We start from the raw sequence: 24,875 nt of genomic DNA on the forward strand, positions 1-24,875 counted from the left end.
TTGCTTGTTCAATTGCTGCCGCCAGTCAGGTTAGCTTCCATTTTTTCTTCGCGCGTAAATTTGAAGCGGGTGATGACGACCCACAGGTCATCTTTATCACTCGACAACATATTCGGTGGGAAACGGCCATACGGCGCCGCGCGGCGCACGATGGCCAGGGCCGCCGCATCCAGCGCCGGGTTGCCCGAGCTTTTCTCCACGCGGGCGCCGCCCTCTTTCTGGTAAATCGTGCCGTCCTGGAAGATGGGGATGTAGACAACCAGTTCGCCATACATCTTGCGACCATTCTTTTGCGGGAAATTCAGGGTGCCGATTTCCTCGATACGCTTTTGCAGGGTCTTGTAATACATGGCATAGCCGACTTCCTGCGTGCTGGGCGTAATAAAAGTCTTGCGCGGACGTTTATTCTGGTCTTCCACGGTCTGGCTGATCTCGGCCGCCATGCGGGCGATGGCCTTGCTGCTTTCCATCAAGTCAGAGCCGCTGGCCAGGGGATTGGGCTTGTCCTTTTCCGTGACGGGCGCGGCGCTGTAAGGGGTCGGCTTGGCCGCCTGCGTCAGCAATTCCTGCTGTTTTTGTTCCAGTTCGGCAATGCGCCGGGCGCTGGCCTTGACGCTGTCGCCCTCTTCCACCTTGCGCATGTCGGGCAAGGGCGACTTGGCGCGCCCCTTGTCGGCCTGTCCGCCACCGTCGAGATTGGCTTGCGCCAGCGCCTCGGCCTTCAGCGGCTTGTTCGCATGCTTGGCATTGACCAGGATCACTTCCAGGCCGGGATCGGTGGCCACGGCCCGCTGCGGCGCCGGGGCGACAAAATGCATCGCCAGCAAGGCGCCGTGCGCCAGCAGCGATACTGCCACGGCTATCATCAGGAAACGATTCTCTCGGAAAGACTTCACGCGCAACCCAGTTCGCAACAAGCACAAGATACAAGATGGCTGAATTCTACGTCAAAGGGCGGTGCCGGCAACAGTTTTCAGCACCGCCTTTGGGCCTGACGGACGCCTTACTTGACCCCGGGTTCGCTGACCACGTCTTCGCTGGCCAGTTCCGCCACTTCCGCCTCGGCGTCGCTGACCTGGTTGGCCGCTTCCGGCGATGCTTCCGGCGCCACGTCGCCCTCGTCCGCGCCTTCGTCGCCCGATTCCTCTTCGTAGTCGAGCACGGCGTCGGCTGCCGCGTCCGGCACGGCGGCGATTTCCAGCAGGCGCGCTTCGATGCTCAGGTCGACTTCGTCCCAGCGCAGCAAGTCCAGTTTCACCTGGGCGCCGCGCGCCACCGATGGCATGCCCGGCAGCTTGATAACCAGCGGAATGTCGACCAAACGCAGGATTTCATCTTTCAGGACGACGGCATCGACCTGGCGCGCGTTTTCCTGATGCAGCCAGCGCAAGCACCAGTAGCGTTCCATGTTCGACTGGAAATCGCCATACGCGGCATACGCGGCGTCGAAGGCGGAGACGATGGCGAACAAATTCGCGTCGCGCGGCTTGAACGGTGCCACCAGCGGCGCCGTCACGCCATGCTCGGCGCAAGCGATGATTTGCCACTGGTTCACCAGGTCCGTGTAGCGGCGCAAGGGCGAGGTGCTCCACGCGTATTGATCCACGCCCAGGCCCTGGTGCGGCGCCGCATGGGTGACCATGCGCACCTGCATCTTTGCCGCCCAGCTATTGCCACTGCCGCCGCCCTGGCTGCGGTAGATGCCCGGCACGCCATGGTCGTGCAGCATCTTGCCCCAGGTACTGTTGGCAAAAATCATCAATTCGGCAACGATCTTGTCCAGCGGCGCGCCACGCTTGCGGCGCGCCACGGTGACGATGTCATTTTCCACATAGAAATTGAAATCGACGCGGTTATTCTGTTCCGGCTTCAAACCAAACGCTTCGCGCTTTTTCATGCGGCCCTGTTCCAGCTGCTGCGCCCATTGCCACAGCACGGCAAAATCGGCCTTGTGCGGGTATTCGCCCTCGCCGCTGGCCAGGGTTTCCTCGTTGACCAGGTCGTCCAGCTGGTTATGGCGCAAATTGCTGGCGATCGGCACCAGTTCCGCGCGCGTCTGCGTGCTGACAACTGCCCAGTCCGCTTTCGGGTCCAGCGTGGCGTACAGCGACAGTGCCGGGCACGTCGTGCCTTCCGCCAGGGTAAACGCATTGACGATTTCGTCCGGCAGCATGGTGATCTTGTCGCCCGGCATGTAGACGGTCGACATGCGCTGGCGCGCCATCTTGTCGATCACGTCTTCCGGGCGGATACCCAGGCCCGGCGCGGCGATGTGAATGCCCACTTTCACGGTGCCATCCGGCAACGGTTGCACGGAGAAGGCATCGTCGATCTCGGTCGTGGTCACGTCGTCGATCGAGAAGGCGGCCACGTCGGCCAGCGGCAGCTTGGCCGTCACGGATGGCACGGGCACGCTCGGGAAGCCGGCGCCTTTCGGGAAATTTTCGAAGAGGAATTTCGACAGGTGCAAGTCTTTCGGCGAAGCAATACCACCGACGGCCAGCATCAGGCGCGGCGGCGTCGTGTGCAATTCCGTGCACGCCGCTTCCAGTGCCTTGTATTCGATCGTGTTCTTGTCCGGCTTGAACAGCAGTTGCAGCACCATCGGCTGCATCGAGGCGGGCAAGCGGTTCTGTTTCAGCTCTTCCACATACGCGGCTTGCACCAGCGCCTGCTGTTTTTTCTTTTCGATGCCGGCCAGGGCCGCCTTCAGGGACGCTTCCGGCGCCGCCTTGTAGCGGCCACGGCCCTTCTTGTAGAAATACACGGGCGCCGAATGCAGGGCCAGGATCAGGCCGGCCGCTTCCGGCGGCAATGGGGCATGGCCGAAATACTCGGCGCCCAGCTCGGCAAAGCCGAACTCGTCTTCGCCCGCCACTTCCCACAGGAAATCGAGATCGATCTCTGCGACAACGGCCTTGGCCTGTTCCAGCAGCTCGGCCGGGGCCGGCTTTTCATACTGCAGCAGCACATCCTTGACCTTGACCTTGGTGCGCTTGCCACTGGCCATTTCGACCTGATACGCTTCACCCGCTTGCGACAGGACCGTGCCGACCTTGAAATCGCCGGATTCTTCAAAAAATAGATTCATTGTTATGCTTTGTTTATTAATGTGTCGGTTGCAACGGTGCGAGTGACGGACGTCAACTCCAGCACCGCCGGCAAAAATACTTCAGTTACCAGCAACAATCCCTGGTGACGCTGGTACAGGCAACGGCGGGCAAAAAACAGCGCTTGCTCATCGGCGCGCTGCCCTTCCCCTGCCAGCGCCGCCTGCGCCCGCTGCACCAGCGGGTGCCCGGCGCGCAAGCGGGCAAATTCCAGTTCACCGCGCCGTACCATGCGGTCGCCAAACAGGGTCGTACCCAGCGAACGCTCGCCCAGCGCGGAAAACAAGGGCCAGTCCGTGGCCGTCGCCTGCATGGGCACGACGGTATGGCCAAACACGGCCGGTTTGTTATCACAACGCAACAGCACTTCGCGTTCCCACACCCGGCCCGCACGGTGCAAACCGATGATGGCGGCCTCGTCGGTCAAACAGCGCGATGTTTCCTGATGCAAACATTGCACGCGGAACGCGCTGCTATGCGCTTTCAGCTTGGCCGTCAGCGAACCGCCGCCCGTCAGCCAGTGACGCAAGGCCGGCGGCGCATTGACGGCATTCACGTGCGCGTGCCATTGCGCCTGGCGCAGCGAACCCGGCCTCACCGGGCAGAGTCCGCGTCGATGCCGCAAAAGGCCAGCACGGGCGCCAGGTAGGCGGCAAATTCGCTGATGCCATGGTCGCTGCCATCGATGATGCACTGCTGCGCCCCCTGATAATGCGCCACCATGTCGCGGTAGTCGAGCACTTCATCGCCGGTAGCGGCAATCAGGAAATAGCGTTGCGGCTGCGTAATTTTCTCCACGGCAAACGTGCGCAGCTCATCGATGTATTCGCGCTTGAACTCGAATGGCTTGTCCGAATGGAATTCGGTCGTCACGCCCACATGTTGCTCCAGGTCAATCAGGGGAACAATCGCAGGATTGAGCAGCACGGCGCGGCAACCGAGCTGTTCGGCCAGCCAGGTAGCGTAATAGCCGCCCAGCGAGGAGCCGATAATCGTCAAGTCGGCCGGCGCCGCATCCTTGACCAGCGACAGGGCCAGCTCGATGGCCAGCTTGGGCGAGGCCGGCAACTGCGGGCACAGCCATTCTGCTTCGCGGCCCAGCGCCTGCATCTGCGCGGCCAGCAGGCGCGACTTCATCGACAGGGGCGACGAGCGAAATCCATGCAGGTACAGAATCATCGGCCCAGCGCCTCCAGCAATTTCTGGTGCACGCCGCCAAAGCCGCCGTTGCTCATGACCACGATCTGGTCGCCGGGACGGGCGCTGGCGGCCACGGCCGCCACCAAGGTATCGATGTCTTCATAGGCGCTGGCAATCTGACCCAGCGGCGCCAGTGCGTCGTCCAGGCTCCAGCCCAACGCGGCATGGCTGCCGAAGCCGAAGACCAGGTCGGCATCCTTGAGGCTGCCGGGCAGCGCATCTTTCATGGCGCCCAGCTTCATGGTGTTCGAACGCGGTTCCAGCACGGCCAGGATGCGGCCGCTGTTGCCGACGGTTTGGCTCATTTTTTGGCGCAGCCCCCCCACGGTGGTGGCAATGGCCGTCGGGTGATGCGCGAAATCGTCGTACACGGTAATGCCGTTGACCACGCCGCGCACTTCCATGCGGCGCTTGACGCTCTCGAACGTGGCCAGCGAGGCGCACGCCTGGGCAATCGGCACGCCCACGTGGCGCGCGGCGGCGATGGCCGCCAGCGCATTGCTGCGGTTGTGCTTGCCCGTGAGCGCCCACGCCACATGGCCTTCCTGCTGGCCATTGAAGTACACGTCGAGGCTGCCATCGGCCTGCTCTTGCAGTTGCCAGTTGGCATCTTGACCAAAACTTTCTTTTTCGCTCCAGCAACCGCGCGCCAGCACGCGCTGCAGCGACGCTTCGTCGCCGTTGAACACGAGGCGGCCGATGCCGGGCACCGTGCGCACCAGATGGTGGAATTGCGTCTCGATCGCGTGCAGATCGGGGAAGATGTCGGCGTGATCATATTCCAGGTTATTCATGATCGCCGTCTTCGCGTGGTAATGCACGAACTTGCTGCGCTTGTCGAAGAAGGCCGTGTCGTATTCATCGGCTTCGATGACGAAGAAGTCCGAATCGGCGCTTTTGCCGTCTATCTTGCCGCTGAGGCGGGCGGAAATGCCAAAGTTCATCGGCACGCCGCCGATCAGGAAGCCCGGCGCGTAGCCAGCGTCTTCGAGTATCCAGGCCAGCATGGCCGACGTTGTCGTCTTGCCATGCGTGCCGGCCACGGCCAGCACCCACTTGTTGCGCAAGATGTGTTCGCCGATCCACTGGGGGCCGGACACATACGGCAGGCTACGGTTGAGGATTTCTTCCACCAGCGGGTTGCCGCGCGAGACCACATTGCCAATCACATACAAATCCGGGTTCAGCTTGGTTTGTTCCGGATCAAAGCCCTGGATCAGTTCGATTCCCTGCGATTCCAGCTGGGTGCTCATCGGCGGATACACGTTGGCATCGCAACCAGTGACTTTATGGCCGGCTTCCTTGGCCAGGACAGCCAGGCCGCCCATGAAGGTACCGCAAATGCCGAGAATATGAATATGCATGTGATCAGTGCGAAAGGTGCACGCTTAAGTAAGTAAGACGGTGAGATAAAAAACAGCAAGTGCAGGATTTTACCTGACGCCATGACTTTTTCCGCTTCGGAGTATCATCTCGCTCATGACGAACGATGCATTTGACGATAGCGCGCAGTTGCGCCTGGAAATCGCCGCCGCTGCCGCGCGCCTCGTGGCGCAGGATGGCGCCGACTATGGCAGCGCCAAGCGCAAGGCGGCGCGGCAAGTCCTCGGCGACGCGCCGAACCGTCCCAATATCTTGCCGGACAACGACATGATCGAAGAACAGGTGCGGCAATACAATGCCCTGTTCCTGGCCGACAGCCAGCCGGCGCGGCTGTTCCAGCTGCGCACGATTGCGCTGCAGGTGATGGAAGCGTTGCAACAATTTCATCCCCTGCTCAGCGGCCCCGTGCTCAATGGCACGGCCGGCCCCCACGACGAGATCTATTTGCAGCTGTTTGCCGAGAGCGCCAAGGAAATCCACATCTTCCTGCTGAATAAAAATGTCGTGCTCGACATGTCGGAAAGCCCGCATTTCAAGGGAGCGCGTTATGATGCGGTCGAGACAGCCAGTTTCTTGTGGAAAAACGAAGGCGTGCACGCGGCCATGTATGAGCTCGACGATATGCGCGGCGCGCTGAAAGCCAAAGCGGATGGAAAAGTGCTGCGCACCGACATCGCCGGGCTGCGCAGCCTGCTGGCTACCAGCCTCGCCGACGGCGTGCCGGCTGCCGACTAACATTGATATAGATAAAGTTATGACAAAAAAGAATTGGATCGCCTGCACCATCGTGGCGCTGATGTTTGGCGGCATGGGTGCTTATATCGGTTTGAGCAAGGAAAAAGCGAAAGAAGCGGCAAAACAAGCGGGACCGCAGACGACCGCCATCGCGCCAGGCGCGACGGGTCCCGTCAACGAACTGTATGCGCTGTCCCTGCCGGACGCGGCAGGCGTCACGCAGGCGTTGTCGCAATGGAAAGGCAAGAATTTGCTGGTCAATTTCTGGGCGCCGTGGTGCCCGCCTTGCGTGGAAGAAATGCCGGAGTTATCCGAAGTGCAAGGCCACTACGGGGCGAAAAACCTGCAGGTGATCGGCATCGGCATCGATTCGGCCAGCAATATTGCCACTTTTGCCAGCAAGGTCAAGATCGCCTATCCCGTGTATGTGTCCGGCATGAGCGGCACCGATCTGTCGCGTCATTTTGGCAATGCCACGGGTGGTTTGCCCTTTACGGTACTGATCGGCGCCGATGGCGAAGTCAAAAAGACCTATCTGGGCCGCTTGAAATTTGATCAGTTGCGCGCCGATCTGGATAAATTGTAAATTCGGAGCGTGCTTTTTTCTCTTGCCAATGCGTATCTTTGGCGGCAAAATGCGGAACTTTCGCTAAAACGGTCTTCCATACATGGCAAAAAACCTCCTTCTGCTCAACGGTCCCAACCTGAATTTGCTGGGAACGCGCGAGCCTGAGGTCTACGGCGCCAGCACCTTGGCCGATATCGAGCAGGCAGCAATGGCGCAAGCCATGGCGGCCGGTGCCGACCTGGTTTGCTTTCAAAGCAACCATGAAGGCGCGCTGATCGACCGCATCCATGCCGCGCGAGCGGAAGGGATCGATGCCATCGTCATCAATCCGGGCGGCCTGACCCATACCAGCGTTGCCTTGCGCGATGCGCTGGCCGGGGTCGCCATCCCGTTCGTGGAAGTCCATATCTCGAATATTTATCAACGCGAAACGTTTCGACATCACTCATTTCTCAGCGCGATCGCGCAGGGGACGATCTGCGGCCTGGGTATCGATGGATATCGGTTTGCCATCGACTTTGCGCTTAAAAAACGTTAATCTACGCGATCTGCACGCATTTAGCGCGGCGATAGGTTCTTGGACATCACCGCATCACTCATAAAACAAACTACATTCCTAGGGGTTTTACATGGATCTACGAAAACTCAAGACCTTGATCGACCTGGTCGCCGAATCGGATATCGCAGAGCTGGAAGTTACCGAAGGCGAAAGCAAGGTTCGCATCGTCAAATCGTCGGCCATGCCGCAAAACCAGATGGTCATGATGCAGCCGCAAGGCATGCCCGCCCAATACCAGCCAGCCGCGCCAGCCGCCGCTCCTGCTGCGGCAGCCGCCGTCGTGGTCGCCGCCGAGCCAACGGGCTATGTGGTCAAGTCGCCGATGGTCGGTACCTTCTACCGTTCCTCCGCTCCTGGCAGCGCCGCCTATGTTGAAGTGGGCTCGACCGTCAAGGAAGGTGATACCCTGTGCATCATCGAAGCGATGAAGCTCCTGAATGAAATCGACTCCGACAAAGCCGGCGTCGTGACCCAGATCCTGGTCGAAAACGGCCAACCGGTCGAATTCGGTCAACCCTTGTTTGTGATCGGCTAAAACCCAGTCCACACGGCCGGCAACGGCCGTTTGCAGTTTTAGCCCCTCACACTTGTTGTTTCGCCGGCTCGCCGGCTCTCACAGACATACGCGAACCTACCATGTTTGAAAAAATCCTGATTGCCAACCGTGGTGAAATTGCCCTCCGTATTCAGCGCGCCTGCCGCGAAATGGGCATTAAAACGGTTGTAGTCCACTCCGAAGCCGACAAGGACGCGAAATACGTCAAGCTGGCCGACGAATCCGTTTGTATCGGCCCGGCCCAGTCGTCCCTGAGCTACCTGAACATGCCCGCCATCATCAGCGCCGCTGAAGTGACGGATGCGCAAGCGATTCACCCAGGCTATGGCTTCCTGTCGGAAAATGCCGACTTTGCCGAGCGCGTCGAGAAATCGGGCTTCGTCTTCATCGGTCCCCGCTCCGAATCGATCCGTTTGATGGGCGACAAAGTGTCGGCCAAGCAAACCATGATCAAGGCTGGCGTACCGTGCGTCCCCGGTTCGGAAGGCGCGTTGCCGGACGATCCGAAAGCGATCGTGCAAATTGCCCGCAAGATCGGCTACCCGGTCATCATCAAGGCCGCCGGCGGCGGTGGCGGACGCGGCATGCGCGTAGTGCACACGGAAGCGGCCCTGATCAACGCCGTGGCGATGACCAAGACGGAAGCCGGCACGGCCTTCGGCAACCCTGAAGTGTATATGGAAAAGTACCTGGAAAATCCACGCCACGTGGAAATCCAGATCCTCGCCGACGAACACAAGAACGCCGTCTGGCTGGGCGAGCGCGACTGCTCCATGCAGCGCCGCCACCAGAAAGTGATCGAAGAGGCACCAGCGCCGGGCATCCCGCGTAAACTCATCGAGAAAATTGGCGACCGTTGCGCCGAAGCTTGCCGCAAGATCGGCTACCGCGGCGCCGGCACGTTCGAATTCCTGTATGAAAACGGCGAGTTCTATTTCATTGAAATGAATACCCGCGTGCAAGTGGAACATCCGGTCACCGAGATGATCACCGGCATCGACATCGTGCAAGAGCAGATCCGCATCGCGGCCGGCGAAAAACTGCGCTTCCGCCAGCGCGACGTCCTGCTGTCGGGCCACGCCGTCGAGTGCCGCATCAATGCTGAAGATCCATTCAAGTTCACGCCATCGCCAGGCAAGATCGTCTCGTGGCATGCACCGGGCGGCCCCGGCATCCGCGTCGACTCGCACGCCTACGCCGGCTACTACGTGCCGCCGCACTACGACTCGATGATCGGCAAAGTGATCGCTTACGGCGCCACGCGCGAGCAAGCGATCCGCCGCATGCAGATCGCTCTGTCCGAAATGGTGGTCGAAGGCATCAACACGAATATCGCCCTGCACCGCGAACTGATGATCGACGCGCGCTTCATCGAAGGCGGCACCAACATTCACTATCTGGAACAGAAACTGGCCGATATGCCGGACCTGGGCAAGAACCTGAATAGCGGCAGCCCCAGCATCGCCAAGAAATCCGAAATCAAGGCGGGCGCATGAGCTGGACGGAAATCGTCATCGAGATCGCCCGTGACAACGCCGAGGCCATGTCCGACGCGTTGATGGAAGCGGGTGCCCTGTCGGTTTCGGTGGAAGACGCCGATGAAGGCACGGAAGCCGAGCAGCCCTTGTTTGGCGAGCCCGGCATGGAACCGAAGGAAGCGGCATGGGAACGCAGCCGCGTGGTGGCGCTGACGGACGTCGACGCCGACCAGGCCGCCATCGTGGCCGCTGCAGCCCAGGCGGTCGGCATGACGGACGTACCTGCCTTTACCATGCGTCCAGTGGAAGAGCAGGACTGGGTACGCCTGACGCAGTCGCAATTCGCACCGATTCACATCGGCAAGAATATCTGGGTCGTGCCCAGCTGGCACGAGGCACCGGATCCTGACGGCCTGATTCTGGAGCTGGATCCGGGCCTGGCCTTCGGCACGGGCAGCCACCCGACCACGCGTTTGTGCATGGAATGGCTGGAAGCGAACCCTGCTCCCGGCAAGACCGTGCTCGACTACGGTTGCGGTTCCGGCATCCTGGCCATGGTGGCCAAGAAACTCGGTGCGGAAACTGTCGCCGGCGTCGACATCGACCCGCAGGCGATCGAATCGGCGCGCGACAATGCCGAACGCAACCAGTGCGACATCGAATATTTCTTGCCAGACACGTTTGCCACCTCGGCACACGCCACGGCCAAGTTTGACATCGTCGTCGCCAACATCCTGTCGAGCCCATTGAAGCTGATGGCGCCGATGCTGTCGGGCCGCGTTGCCGACGGTGGCGCCCTGATCCTTTCCGGCGTGCTGGCACGCCAGGCGGAAGAAGTGGCCGCCGCCTACGCACCGTTCATCCAGCTGGGTGTGTGGGCCGAGCAAGACGGCTGGGTGGCCCTGCATGGCCGCCTGGGCAGCACGCAAGCACCTGCGCCCCGCGCGGAAGGTGCATAAGCACAGCAATGGCCCTCGCCACCAAATGCCCCCATTGCAACACGATATTTCGGGTCGCTGCTGACCAGCTGAAGTTACGTGGGGGCATCGTGCGCTGTGGCACGTGCAGGGAAGTGTTTGACGGCAATGCCGCGCTGGTCGATCCAGCTGCGGCATCGCCGTTTTTAACATCCGGCCCCGGCACTGCCGCCCCGCTGTCGACCAGTTACCCGGTCGACAACAGCCTGCCGTCCGCCACGGACGACGAACCCATTTATTCCCTCGACTTCGATACCTCGTTCGACCCGTTCGGCATCCTGCCGGAAACGGCGCAGCTCAAGGACGATGCGGACGATGGCGAGCACATCGAGCTGGACCTCGACGTGGTCCTGCCCGACGAGGCGCTGGACCACGTGCCGGCCGCCGCACCGCTCGCTACACCTGAAGAAACACCAGTAGAAACACCGGCAGAACTGCCCGAACCGCCCTTGCCCCAGCCAATGGCCCCCTTCAAGCGCCGCCAGGTCGATGACGCGCCCGCCTTCGCCACGTATTTGCGCGATAGCCGCCGCGAACCGAACCTGGAAGCGGCGGCAGCCCCAGTGGCCGCAACATTGCCTGCCGCCGAAAGAGTCAACCTGGACAAGCCCGTGTCTGTTCGCCGGGAACCCACCCTGGCCGACCATTCCTTCACGCCGCTGCCCGCGCCCTCCGTTGCGCCGCATCCAGCCGACGGTCACGAAGAACCCGTCCTGCCGCCAGCCGACGACGAGCCGGCCTTTGTGACCTTGGGGCGACGCCGCGAACAGAGCGGCAAGGCCTTGCGCGCAGCCATGGCCCTCGGCTCGGTCGCACTGCTGTTGTTATTATTCCTGCAAGTGATGACCACCTTCCGCAATCCGCTGGCGGCGCAATTTCCGCAGTGGAAACCGACCCTGATGGCGGTGTGCAAGCTCAGTGGCTGCCAGGTCGACTTGCCGGCGCAGATCGAGGCGCTGTCCATCGAACAGGGCGAATTGCAAACCCTCAAGGAACAGACCTTTTCCTACGTCTCGCTGCTGCGCAACCAGAGCCGCAGTGTACAAGCCTGGCCCAGCATCGAACTGATACTCAACGATGCCAATGACAAGCCTGTCTTGCGCCGGGTGATCGCGCCGCGCGACTACCTGCCGGCCACGATCGACGTGAGCACGGGGTTTGCACCGCGCTCGGAACAAACCATCAAACTGTACTTTGCATTAGAGCAACTCACGGCGTCTGGCTACCATATCGCCATCTTTTACCCTTAACAGACACTATCATGACCAAAACATCGCTGATCTGCGGCTCGCTTGCCACCGACACCATCATGCAATTCCCCGGCCGCTTCGGCGAATCCCTGCTGGCCGACCAGTTGCACAAGGTAAACGTGTCCTTCCTCGTGCCAACCATGCGCACGGAGTTCGGCGGCTGCTCGGGCAACATCGCCTACAGCCTGAAAATGCTGGGCGGCGACCCGCGCATCGTCGGCGTCATGGGGCAAGATAGCGCCGCCTACCTGGAGCGCCTGCAAAAGCTGGGCATTTCCACCGCCAACATCCTGATCAAGGCCGACAGCTACAACGCGCAGTGCTTCGTCACGGCCGACGCGGACAATAACCAGATCAATGCCTTCCACCCGGGCGCCATGTCGTTTGCGCACGAAAACCCGATCGCCAATGCGGGTCCGGCCAAGGTCGCCATCATTTCGCCGGATGGCGACCAGGGCATGCTCAAGCACGCCGCCGACCTGGCCGAGCTGGGCATTCCCTTCATGTTCGACCCGGGCCAGCAGTTGCCACGTTTCAATGGCGAACAGTTGATCGACTTCATCAACAAAGCCACGTATGTGTCGGCCAACGACTATGAAATGGAAATGTTGATGGAACGCACGGGCTTGACCCTGCCGGACATCGCCAGCCGCCTGGAAGCGCTGATCGTCACGCGCGGCGAAAAAGGGTCGGAAATCTATACGGACGGCAAGCGCATCGACATTCCTGTCGTGACCGCCAAAGAAGTACTGGACCCGACCGGCTGCGGCGACGCCTACCGTGCCGGCTTGCTGTTCGGTATCACCAACGACCTGGGCTGGGAAACCAGCGGCCGTCTGGCCAGCCTGCTGGGCGCCATCAAGATCGCCACCCAGGGCGCGCAAAACCACGTATTTACGCCAGAAAGCATCGCCGACCAGTTCGAAGCGGCGTTCGGTTACCGCTATTAGTATGTAGTCCGGTCGGCTTGTGCGCAAGCGCCAGGCCGACCTCCTCGCATTACCTCACCACAATAATCATCCCCACCAGCACCTGCGCGATCTGCAGCAGGATCAACGCCACCAGCAGCGACAGATCCAGGCTGCCGACCAGCGGCACGACCTTGCGGATCGGGCGCAGCAGGGGCTCGTTCAGGGCCCGTACGAACGGTGCCAGCGGCGCATGCGGGTTGACCCAGCTGAAGATGGCTTCGATGATCAGCAAGGCCATGAAACCGTAGAGTATCCATTGCAGGAAGCGTTGCAGCGACTTGAGCAGCACCACTTCGACAGGATAGCCGGAAATAAACAGCACCGAGCTGGCCAGCAGCACGATCAGGAAGGCGCCAATCAGGCTGGCCCAGTCATACCCGCCCACGCCCGGCACCACGCGGCGCAGGGGGCGCACCAGCCAGTCGGACAATTGAAACGTGAATTGCGCCACCGACGAGGGCGGCCGCACGCGCACCGCCTGCATCCAGAAGCGCAGCAGCAACACGCCGCCCAGCAAGGTGGCGATGGTATCAACGATCAATGTAAGGATAACGATCAGCACGACTAATTCTCCAAAAAAAAACCGCTGTGTGATTGAGTCACACAGCGGCGTGTTGCCTCATCCAGGCACCCGTATCGTTGGAATTACGATGGGCGGGTGCTGGTTGGGAATGGCCAGGCTGCAGCCGGTGCCAACACGGTTTTTGCTACAGGTGCGATAGGTGCCGATGGCTTGGCGACAGGAGCTGCCTTCTTCGGTGCGGCCTTTTTAGGCGCGGCCTTCTTGGCTGCTGGCTTGGCGGCCACGGCGGCTGGTGCCGCTGGAGCTGCTGCCGGCGCTGCTGCTGGTGCGGCTGCCACGACTGGCGCTGCGGCTGGCTTGGCGGCAGGTTTCGCTGCTGCTTTCGCTGCCGGCTTGGCGGCTGGCTTGGCTGCAGCTTTTGCTGCTGGCTTCGCTGCTACCTTGGCCGCTGGTTTGGCTGCAGGTTTTGCTGCGACCTTGGCGGCAGGTTTCGCTGCTGCTTTGGCTGCCGGCTTGGCTGCGACTTTCGCTGCTGGCTTGGCTGCCGGCTTGGCTGCAACCTTGGCTGCTGGCTTCGCTGCCACCTTGGCCGCAGGTTTGGCTGCCGCTTTCGCTGCTGGCTTCGCTGCTACCTTGGCCGCTGGCTTGGCTGCAGCTTTTGCTGCTGGCTTCGCTACTGCCTTGGCTGCTGGCTTGGCCACTGCTTTGGCCGCTGGCTTGGCTGCGGCTTTGGCGGCCGGCTTGACTGCTGCCTTGGCGACGACTTTTTTCGCTGCTGGCTTGGCTGCCGCCTTGGCGGCCGGTTTCGCTGCTGCCTTGGCTGCAGGTTTCGCTGCGGCTTTTTTCACTGCTGGCTTGGCTGCTGCTTTTGCTGCTGGCTTCGCTGCTGCTTTTGCCGCTGGCTTGGCTGCTGCTTTTGCTGCAGGTTTCGCTGCGGCTTTGGCGGCCGGCTTGGCTGCTGCCTTGGCGACGACTTTTTTCGCTGCTGGCTTGGCTGCTGCCTTGGCTGCAGGTTTCGCTGCAGCTTTTTTCACCGCTGGCTTGGCTGCTGCCTTGGCCGCTGGTTTTGCTGCGGCTTTTGCTGCTGGCTTGGCGGCCGGTTTGGCTGCGGCTTTTTTCGCGACAGGCTTGGCTGCTGCCTTGGCTGCAGGTTTCGCTGCGGCTTTCGCTGCTGGCTTGGCTGCCTGTTTTGCTGCGGCTTTCGCTACTGGCTTGGCAGCCACTTTTGCTGCAGGCTTGGCTGCGGCTTTGGCGACTGGTTTGGCGGCTGGTTTCGCTGCGGCTTTGGCAGCTGGTTTAGCGGCAACCGTCTTCGCTGCGGCTGCCGGCTTCTTCGCGGCAGGAGCAGCCTTGGCGGCTGGTTTCTTTACTTCTGATTTCTTAGCGGCTGTTGCCATTTGTCTCTCCTTCATCTGAGATGAGAAATTTAAGCTACAAGATTTAAACCCGTCCGACCCACCACAGGGATAGGCCAGGCGAATTATTCATCGGCACAAACGGTCGTTTGCGCTAATGAATTCGGCACCAGCTGAACTGCTGCAACTCCTCACGTTTGCAGCACTTCAGCCATCGTCGGTGCCACCCTGCTTTATCTCGCAGCTGGTGGCAAAGTCTGAATTCGGTCATTCGTTTTCGATGCCGTGCGTTTTTTCGCTCCTCGCATCGCGCTCGCCACAACACCCATCCGTCAAATAAAAAACCGCCATGCCTGAAAAAATTCGGGCACGGCGGCAGACGAAAACGGTGTGGTTTTGTGCATATCCGTGTAAATCTGTATCCCTGTTTTGCGAGGTTTTTTCGCTACCGCGCTGGTTAAAAAACCCCGCATTCTAACGCTCGCATTTGCAATCTCATAAAGTACACGAAAACCTTGTCAATGCGCAACCGGCACGACACGTTTTCGCCCGCTTTTTTGCACGTTACGCGTGCTATCGCACAATCGCGCGGCAAATGCCGCCGCCAGCGTGTCCGGAAATGAATTTTGGGACCCGCGATGCGGCCATTCGCGGCGGCCGAAAAACCTGGCGCAAGCCTCGTCGCATGACGCGATGAGGCACGCATTTTTCCGCCGCCATGCAGGCGAAAAAAAAAGCGCCGTCACGATGACGGCGCTTTTGGGCATTGACTGAAAAAGGGTTACTCCCAGTTCAGCGCACCACCGGTTTGGTACTCGGTCACGCGCGTCTCGAAGAAGTTGCGTTCCTTCTTCATGTCGATCATTTCGCTCATCCACGGGAACGGATTTTCTTCCTGAGCGAACAGCGGCTCGATGCCGATCTGCTGCGCGCGGCGGTTGGCGATGAAGCGCAGGTAGCCCTTGAACATCGGCGCGTTCAGACCCAGCACGCCGCGCGGCATGGTGTCTTCCGCGTACGCGTATTCCAGTTCCACGGCCTTCATGAACAGGTCCTTGATCTCTTCGCGGAAGGAGGCCGTCCACAGCTGCGGGTTTTCCATCTTGATCGTGTTGATCAAGTCGATGCCGAAGTTGCAGTGCATCGATTCGTCGCGCAGGATGTACTGGTACTGCTCGGCCGCGCCCATCATCTTGTTCTGGCGGCCCAGCGCCAGGATCTGCGTGAAGCCGACGTAGAAGAACAGGCCTTCCATCAGGCAGGCAAACACGATCAGGGATTTGAGCAGCTTCTGGTCGTTTTCCACCGTGCCGGTGACAAACGCCGGGTCGGTCAGGGTGTTGATGAACGGAATCAGGAATTCATCCTTGTCGCGGATCGACTTGACTTCGTTGTAGGCGTTGAATATCTCGCCTTCGTCCAGGCCCAGGGATTCGACGATGTACTGGTAAGCGTGCGTGTGGATCGCTTCCTCGAACGCCTGGCGCAGCAGGTACTGGCGGCACTCGGGCGCCGTGATGTGGCGGTAGGTGCCCAGCACGATGTTGTTGGCGGCCAGCGAGTCGGCCGTCACGAAGAAGCCCAGGTTGCGCTTGACCAGGCGGCGCTCGTCGTCCGTCAGACCGTTCGGGTTTTTCCACAGCTCGATATCGCGCTGCATGTTCACTTCCTGCGGCATCCAGTGGTTGGCGCAGCCGGCCAGGTATTTGTCCCACGCCCACTTGTACTTGAACGGCACCAGCTGGTTGACGTCCGTCTTGCCGTTGATGATGCGCTTGTCGTCGGCATTCACGCGGCGTGCGACTTGCTCGGCGTTCGCTTCGGACGGCTCGGCACCGGCCGGCAGGTTCAATTCGGTATTACCCAGTGGCGCTTGCTGCGCCGGACGCGGCGCAGCTGCCGACGTGGTTTCATCATCCCATGACAACGACATATTCTTCTTCCTTTCCATGCCGGCGAGCCGGCGATCCGCAACAGGCCCGTTGTATCGGACAATGCGGACATTGACAACATTGAATCAGCCCGACCGTGCCGGGCTGACAACTAAAATCTTACTGGCAGGCTTCGCATTCCTCAAAGCCATCGTCACCCGGACGCAGGTAGCAGGCTTCGCCATCGGCGTCGTCCGCTGCCGCTGCTACTACCGGCGCCACGGCCACTGCTGCTGCCGCCACGACCGCCGCCTGGGCGCTCTGCGCGCTGGCCGACATACCGCCATCGACTGCCACGGCGTTCAGGGCGCCCGTCTTGGACGTCGATTTCTCCATGTGGGTAGCGGCGATGGTACGCAGGTAGTAGGTGGTTTTCAGGCCACGCAGCCATGCCAGCTTGTAGGTCTCGTCCAGTTTCTTGCCCGATGCGCCAGCCATGTAAATGTTCAGCGACTGGGCCTGGTCGATCCACTTCTGGCGACGCGAAGCCGCTTCCACCAGCCAGCTTGGCGACACTTCAAAGGCGGTAGCGTAGATATCGCGCAGGTCTTGCGGGATGCGGTCGATCTTCACCAGCGAGCCGTCGAAGTACTTCAGGTCGGAGATCATGACTTCATCCCACAGGTCGCGCGCCTTCAGGTCGCGCACCAGGTAGCCGTTGATCTCGGTGAATTCGCCCGACAGGTTCGATTTCACGTACAGGTTCTGGAACGTCGGCTCGATACAGGCCGAGACGCCGATGATGTTCGAAATCGTCGCCGTCGGGGCGATCGCCACGCAATTCGAGTTGCGCATGCCGAACTTGGCGATGCGTTCGCGCACCGGTGTCCAGTCCATGGCCGACGAGGAATCGACTTCCAGGTAGCCGCCGCGCTCTTCAGCCAGCAGCTTGACCGAGTCCTGTGGCAGGATGCCACGGTCCCACAGCGAGCCGGCATACGATTCATAGCGGCCGCGCTCTTCGGCCAGTTCCGTCGACGCCAGGTAGGCGTAGTAGCAGACGGCTTCCATCGAGGTGTCGGCAAACGACACGGCGGCGTCCGAGGCGAACGGGATGCGCATCATGTGCAGGCAATCCTGGAAGCCCATCACGCCCATGCCGACCGGACGGTGGCGCATGTTCGAATTGCGCGCCTTATCGACGGCGTAGTAATTGATGTCGATGACGTTGTCGAGCATGCGCATGGCGGTGCGCACGGTCTTGGCCAGCTTGACGTGATCGAGCTTGCCTTCCTTCATGTGCGCCGGCATGTTCACGGAACCGAGGTTGCAGACGGCGATTTCATCCGGACCCGTGTTCAGCGTGATTTCCGTGCACAAGTTCGAGCTGTGGACGACGCCGACGTGCGACTGCGGGCTGCGGATGTTGCAAGGGTCCTTGAACGTGATCCATGGGTGGCCCGTTTCAAACAGCATCGACAGCATCTTGCGCCACAGGTCCAGCGCCTGGATTTTCTTGAAGACGCGGATTTCGCCGGCGGCGGCCTTCGCTTCGTAGCCCAGGTAAGCCTGTTCGAAAGCCTTGCCGACCTTGTCGTGCAGGTCTGGCGTGTCCGACGGCGAGAACAGGGTCCACTCGCCTTTTTCCATGACGCGCTTCATGAACATGTCGGGAATCCAGTTCGCCGTGTTCATGTCGTGCGTGCGGCGGCGGTCGTCGCCCGTGTTCTTGCGCAGGTCGAGGAATTCCTCGATATCCATGTGCCAGGTTTCCAGGTAGGCGCAGACGGCGCCCTTGCGCTTGCCGCCCTGGTTGACTGCCACGGCCGTGTCATTCACCACTTTCAGGAAAGGCACGACGCCTTGCGACTTGCCGTTGGTGCCCTTGATGTGGGCGCCCAGGGCGCGCACTGGCGTCCAGTCGTTACCCAGACCGCCGGCGAACTTGGCCAGCAGCGCGTTGTCCTTGATGGCGTCGTAGATGCCTTCCAGGTCATCCGAGACGGTGCTCAGGTAGCACGACGACAGCTGCGAGCGCAGGGTGCCCGAGTTGAACAGGGTCGGGGTCGAGCTCATGAAGTCGAACGAGGACAGCAGGCTGTAGAACTCGATGGCGCGTGCTTCGCGGTCCGCCTCGTTCAGCGCCAGGCCCATGGCCACGCGCATGTAGAACGCCTGCGGCATTTCGATGCGCACGTCCTGGATGTGCAGGAAGTAGCGGTCGTACAGGGTTTGCAGGCCGATGTAGCCGAATTGCAAGTCGCGGTCGGCCACGATGGCTTTGGCCAGGCGTTCCAGGTCGAAGCTGGCGAGTACCGGGTTCAGCAGTTCGGCGGCGATGCCCTTGGCAATGTATTGCGGGAAATACGTCAGGTATTCGGCGGCAGCGGCCGCTTGCGGCACTTCCTTGCCGAACACTTCCTTGCGCACCGTGTGCAGCAGGATGCGGGCCGTAACCTGGCTGTAGGCCGGGTCTTTTTCCATCAGCGCGCGCGCCGCCAGGATGGCCGACTTGTGCAGCTCTTCGACGGGCACGCCGTCGTACAGGTTTTTCACGGTTTCGGCCAGGATGGCGTCGGCATCGACGTGCTTTTCCAGGCCGGCGCAGGCGGCGTTGATCAGGTCGCGTACTTCCTGCATGTCCAGCAGGCGGCGCACGCCGTTATCGGTCACGTTCAGTTGTGGTGCGGAAACTTGCGCGGACGCGCCTTGCGCTTCCTTCTGCAGGCGGCGCTCTTCCATGTGCTTGGCGCGGTACAGCACGTAGGCACGCGCCACGTCGTGCTCGCCCGAACGCATCAGCGACAGTTCCACCTGGTCTTGCACGTCTTCGATATGGAAGGTGCCGCCGCCCGGATGGCGGCGCACCAGCGCGGCGACGACGCCGTCGGTCAATTGTTCCACCAGTTCGCGGATGCGTGCCGAGGCTGCGCCCTGGCCGCCGTTAACGGCCAAAAACGCCTTGGTCATGGCGATGGCGATCTTCGAAGGCTCAAATGCCACCACCGCGCCGTTGCGGCGGATGATGCGATAGTCGCCCAATGCCGCGCCCGTGCTCGCCACGCTGTTGGCCGCGCCTGGCGCTGGCGATACTGGCGTTGGATGGATGGAAATATCTTGTGGTGATTGCATTGAAGCTCCCGTTGTCAGCTAAAGTCAGCCTGCAGTTTTGCTGCCGCGTGTGTTGTTGAATAGAACGCCCGGTGGTCAGGGTTTCTTCAGGTATTTGTTGCTAAATAGTAAATTCATGGTGCATAAAACAGGTCAGTATCCATCTCGCCACACCGCACTGCCCGGCTGGCGCAAAACACGATCAAGGGTGATAAACCGCCAGTTCCAGTGCTTTATCAGCAATCCGGGTAGCTTTGACAATAATTCTGAAAACGTCTGTGATGGCACTACATATAGTCTTTACATCCAACTTCTGCACTAATTGTAGTACCCATCGAAGGGCGATGCAATAGTTTTCCGGCATCCGTCCGCGTAATTTTTTGTCTTTTCCTATACGATTTCGGTTGACTTTTCAGGGCATGGCTGGGAAGCCCAATCCCCGCGAAGTAAGCGCTAACGCAGCTTGTCCGTTCAGCGTTTCCAGCCAGCATTCTTGATAAAAATGCCAGTCAAAAAACGGCCCCGGATCCGTCTTCCTGCCCGGCGCGATATGCTCGTGGCCGCGCACCTGGGACAGCCCGTAGCGCGCCACCAGCGCCGCCGTCAGCGCCGCCAGCACATGATATTGCCGCCGCTGGAACGGCACATCGTCCGCGCCTTCCATTTCGATACCGATGGAATAGCCATTGCACTGCGGGCGTCCTTCGAAGGCGGACGCGCCCGCATGCCAGGCACGTTGATCAGCAGAAACATATTGCAACAACGCACCATCGCGCCGCACAAAAAAGTGCGCCGACACCTGCAAGCCACGCAGGTCGGCGAAAGAAGGATCGGCATTATAATCTACCCGGCCCGTAAACAAGTCCGACACATGCGGCCCGCCAAAGCGGCCACCCGGCAAGCTGATGTTATGGATCACCAGCAAATCGACTTGCGCACCGTCCGGACGCGCATCGCAGTACGGCGAGTCATAGCGCAGCGCGCCATCGCACCAGCCATCTTCATCTATCGTCCATGCACTCATCAAATAGGGCTTCCTGTATCGTCAATTTCTGCATGCGGTAACGCAACTGGCGCACGCTCAAGCCCAGCTGGCGCGCCGCCCGTGCGCGGTGGTAACGCGCCTGCACCAGCGCCAGCATGATCATGTCGCGCTCGGCCTGGCGCAAATACACATCCAGCGGCAAGACGTTGGCCACGCCATACGCCGCCATGCCAGGCAGACACAGTTGCCGCTCCAACACAGCCGGCATTGCCGGCGCCGCCCGCAAGGGCACGTTGCCCGCCGCGGAGGGCAAGGCCAGCCCGTCGAGCGCGATCACGCCGCCATCGGCAAAGGCCAGCGCCCGTTCCAGCACGTTTTCCAGTTCGCGCACATTGCCGGGAAACGCATATGCGGCCAGGGCCGCCAGCACCGGCGGCGCCAGGCTCACGGCCCGGTGCGGCGACAGGCGCGCGAGGATCACCTCACATAATACCTGCAGATCGCCGCGCCGTTCGCGCAGCGGCGGCAGCGCCAGCTCGATCACATTCAGGCGGTAAAACAGGTCCTGGCGAAACGTTCCGGCGGCCACGCCGCGCGTCAGGCCATGCTGGCTGGCGCACAGGATGCGCACGTCGACAGCTTCGTCAGTACTGCCGCCCAGCTTGCGCACGCGGTGCTCTTGCAGCACGCGCAACAGTTTCACCTGCATGGCCAGCGGCAGATCGTCGACTTCGTCGAGCAGCAGGCTGCCGCCGTGGGCCGCCTGGAACAAGCCCTGGCGCTCGTGCAGCGCGCCCGTATAGGCACCCGGGCGGCAGCCGAAGAATTCCGCTTCCATCAGCGCTTCGGGAATGGCGCCGCAGTTGACGGCGATAAACGGGAAACTGGCGCGCGCGCCCTGCGCATGGATGGCGCGCGCCGCCAGTTCCTTGCCTGTGCCCGATTCGCCGCGGATGGCCACCGGCGCGCCGCAGCGGGCGATGCGGCCGATCTGCGCGCGCAGCGCCTGCATGGGCAGCGAGTTGCCGCTCAGTTGCGGCGCCGGTGGCATGCCGTCGGCGGTCGGCGGGCTGGAACGGGGGCTGGGACGGGACATGGTAAGCGCGCCTTTCTGCAATGGCGGCGGCGAACCGCCTGCTGCAGATGCTACGCCGGACGGATGCCGGAGGACGTTACGATACGGATGAGCAACGCACGCGGCCCTGCAAACCGCCCCTTACAGCGTGGCGTGCGCGTGGCTGCAGTAGTCGTGGCCCTTGGCCTGCACGTTTTCCGAGGCCGGGTAGTACACGCCGCAATGGGCGCAGCACAGCATCAGTTCGGCATCCGGCAATTCCTGCGGCCGCACCGGCGGCGTAAACGGATTCGGCCGCTGCTGCTGTTGCGCGCGGGCCCGCTGCTGCATGCCACGAATCTTGCTGCGGATAGCGAACAGCACCAGGAACACCAGCGCCAGCCAGAATAAAACACGTGTCATGCGAATCCTCGGTGTAAAACCACTTCCAGTACAAAACGGCTGCCGACATAGGCCAGCAGCAAGGTGGCGAAACCGGCCAGGGTAAAACTCAGGGCCGTCTTGCCGCGCCAGCCGCGGAAGCGGCGGCCTGCCAGCAGCGAGGCAAACAGCAGCCACGACAGCATGGTGAACACGGATTTGTGATCCCAGTTGAGCGCCTTGCCAAATAATTGCTCGGAAAACACGATGCCCGACAGCACGGTCAGGCTGAGCAAAATAAAACCCAGGCCGATCATGCGGAACAACAGCTTTTCCATCGTCAGCAAGGCTGGCAACTGGTCCAGCGCGCTGCCGATGAAGCCGCGGCTTTCGCTGCGCGTGTGCAAACGCGATTCCTGCAGCGCCATCAGCACGGCGTGAAAGGCGGCAATCGTCAAGGTGCTGTAGGCGAGCACGGCCACAGCAATATGCCAGCCGAAGACGGCCGACTTGCCTTCCATGCTGACCTGGCTGCCGGGAAAGGCCCAGGCCAGGCCGATGGCGAGGACGGCGCTGGGCATGACCATGCGGCGCAAGCCGTCCAAACTGAAATTGCGGTTCTCTATCCAGTAGGCGCCCACCGAGACCCACAGCGCGGCCGACAGCATGGCGGAAAAACCGAAGCGCAAGGTGCCCGGCGCCATCAGGTCGAACCACAGCGTGGCGGCGTGCGCCAGCCAGGCGACGCCGGTCAGGCCGGCAATGAGCCGGGCACGGGACGAGGGAAGCACCGCGCACACCGCATACAACAGGGCGGCGATGAAAAAGAAATAGATCTGCATAGTTTAAGTTTACACCATAGCCGACAAGCGCGATTCAGGCGACAGCCCGGGTGACAGGCACGACGCCGCCATCCAATGCCGCAAGCCTGCCATGATATCGCGCCTGAGGCATGACGGGGTGGCGCACCCTCAAGATTTCGGCAATCTTTCCTGCGGCGCACTATCGCCGCGCCGCGGGCACGTTGCCATCCTGATTAGCCAGTCCTATAATTATGTCCACAAAGCAATATTTATCCACCTTGACGCCACCGCCCCTCGCCATGTCTTTTCTGAAATTGTCCTGGACCTGTCTCTTGCTGGCCGCCTGTACTATATTAGGCGGCTGCATGAAAGATGCACCTTCCCAATCCACGTACGAGGAATATTTCCGTACGTCCATCCAAAGCTATGACCTGTACAAACAGTACTTCGACATCGCGACGCTGGAAAAGCTCAATGGCTGGAAAGAGAACGAACAGTACGAAATCAAGGGCTCGGCCGTGCTGCGCGCCAAGGTGGGCTACCTGGAATTGCTGGCCGACGTGGCCGACAGGCTCGAAACAGAGGCGAAGACGGATGGCTCCGTGGGCATGACCATGGGCCTGGGCCTGATGGCGCGCGGCATGGGCGGTGAAAACAAGGTTTTCCGCGAATTCTGGGCGCAGCAGCAGGAAAAGAAGGCGATCCCCGCGCCGCTGCTGGCGCGCCAGGCGGCGATGACGGCCGAACGTTTCGAGAACCTCATGCAATGGTCGGACCAGATCGTGCAAGACAATTACGGCGCCATCATCAGCCGCCAGCTCAAGAAAGGCGATGAACTGACGCGCATCTACACCTTGAGCTTCCGGCAGACGGAAAAAGGCTGGATGGGTTTTAACGCCCGCTAAGGCCACGCCTCCACAAAAAAACCTCCGCGCCATCGCTGGCACGGAGGTTTTTTAATGGTTGCTTGATTTACTTCACATTCAGGCTCTTTTTCGCCTGCTCCAGCAAGTCCGTCTTGACCCAGTCCTTGGCCACGGGCGGCTTCGTCATGCGGCCCACGCCCGTTTTCACCATCACGTCCGTCGTGATCTGGATGTGTTCGGGCGAGATGTCATACGAATACGGCGAATTGCTGATCGCGTCGTCGAAGTCATCCTTCGTGATCTGGCCGCGGAACACCACTTCGCGCACATATTTTTCCGCCGTCGCCTTGTTGTCGATAAAGGTTTTCGTGGCTTCGACGAAGCAGCGCATGAATTTTTCCGCCACGGGACGGCGTTCCTTGTAAAACTTTTCCGTCATCACCATGGTGCGCACGGGTTCGCCGATCGGCGTGTCGTACGGTTTGATGACTTCGGTGCCGAAACCCTTGTTGATCGCCTGTGACGATTGCGGCTCCGACTGCATCATGGCGTCGATATTCTTGCCCATCAGCGCCTGGTTCAAGTCGGCGTAGGCGAGGAACACCAGCTGCACATCCTTGCCCTTGGTTTCGGAATACGTCAGGCCCGCCTGCGACAGCTCGGCCAGCAGCAGCACTTCCTGGATGCCGCCGCGCGTCACGCCCACGCGCTTGCCCTTGAGTTCCTTGACGCTGGAGATCTTTTGCCCCGCGCCCGCCACCAGGCGCGCGCCGCCCTTGGCAAAGCCTGCCACCACATAGATGGGTGCGCCGCCGGCGCGGCCGGAAATGGCGGCTTCGGAGGCCGTCGCCCCCACGTCCAGCTCGCCCGCGATAATCGCCTGCATCACGTCGAGGCCCTTGGCGAAGACATGCTCTTCGACCTTGATGCCGCACTTGGGCGCGATTTCCTTGATGTACGACACGGCGCCGTAATGGGCGAACTTCAAATTGCCCAGGCGCACGACTTCCTGCGCGTGGGCCTGGACAGCGCCCATGCCGAAGGCCAGCATGAGGGCGACGGCAATACCGGTCTTCAAGGTTGATTTTTTCTGCATCGGGTTCTCCTGTGGTGGTTGGTGTGTGCCCGCAAGGGCATAA

The 24,875-nt window shown here is 61.0% G+C and carries 24 protein-coding genes; 11 read left to right on the forward strand and 13 right to left on the reverse strand.

From position 1 onward, the window contains the following. Positions 1-8: 8 nt before the first annotated feature. The 5 genes from BZG29_RS25070 to mpl all read right to left on the reverse strand — a co-directional run bounded on the left by BZG29_RS25070 (position 9) and on the right by mpl (position 5,638). On the reverse strand, positions 9-866 hold the full coding sequence (locus BZG29_RS25070) for an energy transducer TonB (RefSeq protein WP_077408490.1): 858 nt from the start codon (positions 864-866) through the stop codon (positions 9-11). A gap of 137 nt (positions 867-1,003) precedes the next feature. After that, positions 1,004-3,091 carry an RNB domain-containing ribonuclease gene (locus tag BZG29_RS25075; RefSeq protein WP_077408491.1) on the reverse strand — a complete coding sequence of 696 codons (2,088 nt, stop codon included), beginning with the start codon at positions 3,089-3,091 and terminating at the stop codon, positions 1,004-1,006. Between the two features lie 2 nt (positions 3,092-3,093). Then, entirely contained in the window at positions 3,094-3,708 is a 615-nt protein-coding gene (locus BZG29_RS25080) for a chorismate lyase (RefSeq protein WP_077408492.1), read from the reverse strand. After that, on the reverse strand, positions 3,705-4,289 hold the full coding sequence (locus BZG29_RS25085) for a YqiA/YcfP family alpha/beta fold hydrolase (RefSeq protein ID WP_077408493.1): 585 nt from the start codon (positions 4,287-4,289) through the stop codon (positions 3,705-3,707). Before BZG29_RS25085 ends, BZG29_RS25080 begins: the two co-directional genes overlap by 4 nt. Continuing rightward, positions 4,286-5,638 (reverse strand): UDP-N-acetylmuramate:L-alanyl-gamma-D-glutamyl-meso-diaminopimelate ligase, encoded by a 1,353-nt coding sequence (gene mpl, locus BZG29_RS25090; protein WP_253192914.1) that lies wholly within the window; start codon positions 5,636-5,638, stop codon positions 4,286-4,288. The genes BZG29_RS25085 and mpl overlap by 4 nt, the downstream gene beginning before the upstream one ends. 151 nt (positions 5,639-5,789) lie before the next feature. On the opposite strand from mpl, the gene BZG29_RS25095 reads away from it, so the two are divergent. The 8 genes from BZG29_RS25095 (at position 5,790) to BZG29_RS25130 (ending at position 12,766) form a co-directional block, all read left to right on the forward strand. Then, positions 5,790-6,428, forward strand: coding sequence for a hypothetical protein (locus tag BZG29_RS25095; RefSeq protein ID WP_077408495.1), 639 nt, complete (start codon positions 5,790-5,792; stop codon positions 6,426-6,428). 19 nt (positions 6,429-6,447) lie between these two features. Further along, positions 6,448-7,014 carry a TlpA disulfide reductase family protein gene (locus BZG29_RS25100; protein ID WP_077408496.1) on the forward strand — a complete coding sequence of 189 codons (567 nt, stop codon included), beginning with the start codon at positions 6,448-6,450 and terminating at the stop codon, positions 7,012-7,014. A gap of 82 nt (positions 7,015-7,096) precedes the next feature. After that, positions 7,097-7,534, forward strand: a complete 438-nt coding sequence (gene aroQ / locus BZG29_RS25105; protein WP_034746628.1) for a type II 3-dehydroquinate dehydratase — start codon at positions 7,097-7,099, stop codon at positions 7,532-7,534. A 91-nt stretch (positions 7,535-7,625) separates the two neighbouring features. Then, positions 7,626-8,090 (forward strand): acetyl-CoA carboxylase biotin carboxyl carrier protein, encoded by a 465-nt coding sequence (accB, locus tag BZG29_RS25110; RefSeq protein WP_077408497.1) that lies wholly within the window; start codon positions 7,626-7,628, stop codon positions 8,088-8,090. A gap of 101 nt (positions 8,091-8,191) precedes the next feature. Then, positions 8,192-9,607, forward strand: coding sequence for an acetyl-CoA carboxylase biotin carboxylase subunit (gene accC / locus BZG29_RS25115; RefSeq protein WP_077408498.1), 1,416 nt, complete (start codon positions 8,192-8,194; stop codon positions 9,605-9,607). Then, complete coding sequence (gene prmA / locus BZG29_RS25120) at positions 9,604-10,548, forward strand: 50S ribosomal protein L11 methyltransferase (protein WP_077408499.1); 945 nt, start codon at positions 9,604-9,606, stop codon at positions 10,546-10,548. Before accC ends, prmA begins: the two co-directional genes overlap by 4 nt. A gap of 8 nt (positions 10,549-10,556) precedes the next feature. Further along, positions 10,557-11,816, forward strand: coding sequence for a DUF3426 domain-containing protein (locus BZG29_RS25125; protein ID WP_077408500.1), 1,260 nt, complete (start codon positions 10,557-10,559; stop codon positions 11,814-11,816). An 11-nt stretch (positions 11,817-11,827) separates the two neighbouring features. After that, entirely contained in the window at positions 11,828-12,766 is a 939-nt protein-coding gene (locus tag BZG29_RS25130; protein WP_034746615.1) for a carbohydrate kinase family protein, read from the forward strand. A gap of 49 nt (positions 12,767-12,815) precedes the next feature. Here BZG29_RS25130 and BZG29_RS25135 read toward each other — a convergent pair whose 3' ends face one another. After that, positions 12,816-13,349, reverse strand: coding sequence for a YggT family protein (locus BZG29_RS25135; RefSeq protein ID WP_034780256.1), 534 nt, complete (start codon positions 13,347-13,349; stop codon positions 12,816-12,818). A 253-nt stretch (positions 13,350-13,602) separates the two neighbouring features. Here BZG29_RS25135 and BZG29_RS28275 point away from each other — a divergent pair, with 253 nt between their 5' ends. Both BZG29_RS28275 and BZG29_RS28280 read left to right on the forward strand, forming a co-directional pair. After that, entirely contained in the window at positions 13,603-14,055 is a 453-nt protein-coding gene (locus BZG29_RS28275; protein ID WP_171985101.1) for a hypothetical protein, read from the forward strand. Continuing rightward, entirely contained in the window at positions 14,052-14,726 is a 675-nt protein-coding gene (locus BZG29_RS28280) for a hypothetical protein (protein WP_171985102.1), read from the forward strand. The genes BZG29_RS28275 and BZG29_RS28280 overlap by 4 nt, the downstream gene beginning before the upstream one ends. 720 nt (positions 14,727-15,446) lie before the next feature. Here BZG29_RS28280 and BZG29_RS25150 read toward each other — a convergent pair. The 6 genes from BZG29_RS25150 to ccsA form a co-directional block, all read right to left on the reverse strand. Next, positions 15,447-16,598, reverse strand: coding sequence for a ribonucleotide-diphosphate reductase subunit beta (locus BZG29_RS25150; protein ID WP_077408503.1), 1,152 nt, complete (start codon positions 16,596-16,598; stop codon positions 15,447-15,449). Between the two features lie 118 nt (positions 16,599-16,716). Beyond that, positions 16,717-19,668 carry a ribonucleoside-diphosphate reductase subunit alpha gene (locus tag BZG29_RS25155; RefSeq protein WP_077408504.1) on the reverse strand — a complete coding sequence of 984 codons (2,952 nt, stop codon included), beginning with the start codon at positions 19,666-19,668 and terminating at the stop codon, positions 16,717-16,719. Positions 19,669-20,059: 391 nt separating this feature from the next. Then, positions 20,060-20,671 (reverse strand): 1,6-anhydro-N-acetylmuramyl-L-alanine amidase AmpD, encoded by a 612-nt coding sequence (gene ampD, locus BZG29_RS25160; protein ID WP_077408505.1) that lies wholly within the window; start codon positions 20,669-20,671, stop codon positions 20,060-20,062. After that, entirely contained in the window at positions 20,649-21,728 is a 1,080-nt protein-coding gene (locus tag BZG29_RS25165) for a sigma-54 dependent transcriptional regulator (RefSeq protein WP_077408506.1), read from the reverse strand. The genes ampD and BZG29_RS25165 overlap by 23 nt, the downstream gene beginning before the upstream one ends. A 120-nt stretch (positions 21,729-21,848) precedes the next feature. Beyond that, entirely contained in the window at positions 21,849-22,109 is a 261-nt protein-coding gene (locus tag BZG29_RS25170) for a PP0621 family protein (protein ID WP_077408507.1), read from the reverse strand. Beyond that, positions 22,106-22,909, reverse strand: coding sequence for a cytochrome c biogenesis protein CcsA (gene ccsA / locus BZG29_RS25175; protein ID WP_077408508.1), 804 nt, complete (start codon positions 22,907-22,909; stop codon positions 22,106-22,108). The genes BZG29_RS25170 and ccsA overlap by 4 nt, the downstream gene beginning before the upstream one ends. A gap of 326 nt (positions 22,910-23,235) precedes the next feature. On the opposite strand from ccsA, the gene BZG29_RS25180 reads away from it, so the two are divergent. Continuing rightward, the gene (locus tag BZG29_RS25180; RefSeq protein WP_077408509.1) at positions 23,236-23,775 is read left to right on the forward strand and encodes a hypothetical protein; all 540 of its coding nucleotides are present in this window, start codon (positions 23,236-23,238) and stop codon (positions 23,773-23,775) included. A 67-nt stretch (positions 23,776-23,842) separates the two neighbouring features. Here the strand turns inward: BZG29_RS25180 and BZG29_RS25185 are convergent, their stop codons facing one another. Next, positions 23,843-24,787 (reverse strand): ABC transporter substrate-binding protein, encoded by a 945-nt coding sequence (locus BZG29_RS25185; protein WP_253192915.1) that lies wholly within the window; start codon positions 24,785-24,787, stop codon positions 23,843-23,845. Positions 24,788-24,875: the final 88 nt, after the last annotated feature.

This window comes from Janthinobacterium sp. LM6 (assembly GCF_002002885.1).
Lineage (GTDB): Bacteria > Pseudomonadota > Gammaproteobacteria > Burkholderiales > Burkholderiaceae_D > Janthinobacterium > Janthinobacterium kumbetense.

Excerpts from the sequence above, each read along its gene's own strand:
- aroQ (WP_034746628.1), top strand. The coding sequence starts at position 7,097 with ATGGCAAAAAACCTCCTTCTGCTCAACGGTCCCAACCTGAATTTGCTG.
- BZG29_RS25100 (WP_077408496.1), top strand. The coding sequence starts at position 6,448 with ATGACAAAAAAGAATTGGATCGCCTGCACCATCGTGGCGCTGATGTTT.
- BZG29_RS25150 (WP_077408503.1), bottom strand. The coding sequence starts at position 16,598 with ATGTCGTTGTCATGGGATGATGAAACCACGTCGGCAGCTGCGCCGCGT.
- BZG29_RS25125 (WP_077408500.1), top strand. The coding sequence starts at position 10,557 with ATGGCCCTCGCCACCAAATGCCCCCATTGCAACACGATATTTCGGGTC.
- accC (WP_077408498.1), top strand. The coding sequence starts at position 8,192 with ATGTTTGAAAAAATCCTGATTGCCAACCGTGGTGAAATTGCCCTCCGT.
- BZG29_RS25170 (WP_077408507.1), bottom strand. The coding sequence starts at position 22,109 with ATGACACGTGTTTTATTCTGGCTGGCGCTGGTGTTCCTGGTGCTGTTC.
- BZG29_RS25085 (WP_077408493.1), bottom strand. The coding sequence starts at position 4,289 with ATGATTCTGTACCTGCATGGATTTCGCTCGTCGCCCCTGTCGATGAAG.
- prmA (WP_077408499.1), top strand. The coding sequence starts at position 9,604 with ATGAGCTGGACGGAAATCGTCATCGAGATCGCCCGTGACAACGCCGAG.
- BZG29_RS25095 (WP_077408495.1), top strand. The coding sequence starts at position 5,790 with ATGACGAACGATGCATTTGACGATAGCGCGCAGTTGCGCCTGGAAATC.
- ampD (WP_077408505.1), bottom strand. The coding sequence starts at position 20,671 with ATGAGTGCATGGACGATAGATGAAGATGGCTGGTGCGATGGCGCGCTG.
- BZG29_RS25070 (WP_077408490.1), bottom strand. The coding sequence starts at position 866 with ATGATAGCCGTGGCAGTATCGCTGCTGGCGCACGGCGCCTTGCTGGCG.
- BZG29_RS25075 (WP_077408491.1), bottom strand. The coding sequence starts at position 3,091 with ATGAATCTATTTTTTGAAGAATCCGGCGATTTCAAGGTCGGCACGGTC.
- mpl (WP_253192914.1), bottom strand. The coding sequence starts at position 5,638 with ATGGGCGGCCTGGCTGTCCTGGCCAAGGAAGCCGGCCATAAAGTCACT.
- BZG29_RS25185 (WP_253192915.1), bottom strand. The coding sequence starts at position 24,787 with ATGCTGGCCTTCGGCATGGGCGCTGTCCAGGCCCACGCGCAGGAAGTC.
- ccsA (WP_077408508.1), bottom strand. The coding sequence starts at position 22,909 with ATGCAGATCTATTTCTTTTTCATCGCCGCCCTGTTGTATGCGGTGTGC.
- BZG29_RS25130 (WP_034746615.1), top strand. The coding sequence starts at position 11,828 with ATGACCAAAACATCGCTGATCTGCGGCTCGCTTGCCACCGACACCATC.
- BZG29_RS25165 (WP_077408506.1), bottom strand. The coding sequence starts at position 21,728 with ATGTCCCGTCCCAGCCCCCGTTCCAGCCCGCCGACCGCCGACGGCATG.
- accB (WP_077408497.1), top strand. The coding sequence starts at position 7,626 with ATGGATCTACGAAAACTCAAGACCTTGATCGACCTGGTCGCCGAATCG.
- BZG29_RS25180 (WP_077408509.1), top strand. The coding sequence starts at position 23,236 with ATGAAAGATGCACCTTCCCAATCCACGTACGAGGAATATTTCCGTACG.
- BZG29_RS25155 (WP_077408504.1), bottom strand. The coding sequence starts at position 19,668 with ATGCAATCACCACAAGATATTTCCATCCATCCAACGCCAGTATCGCCA.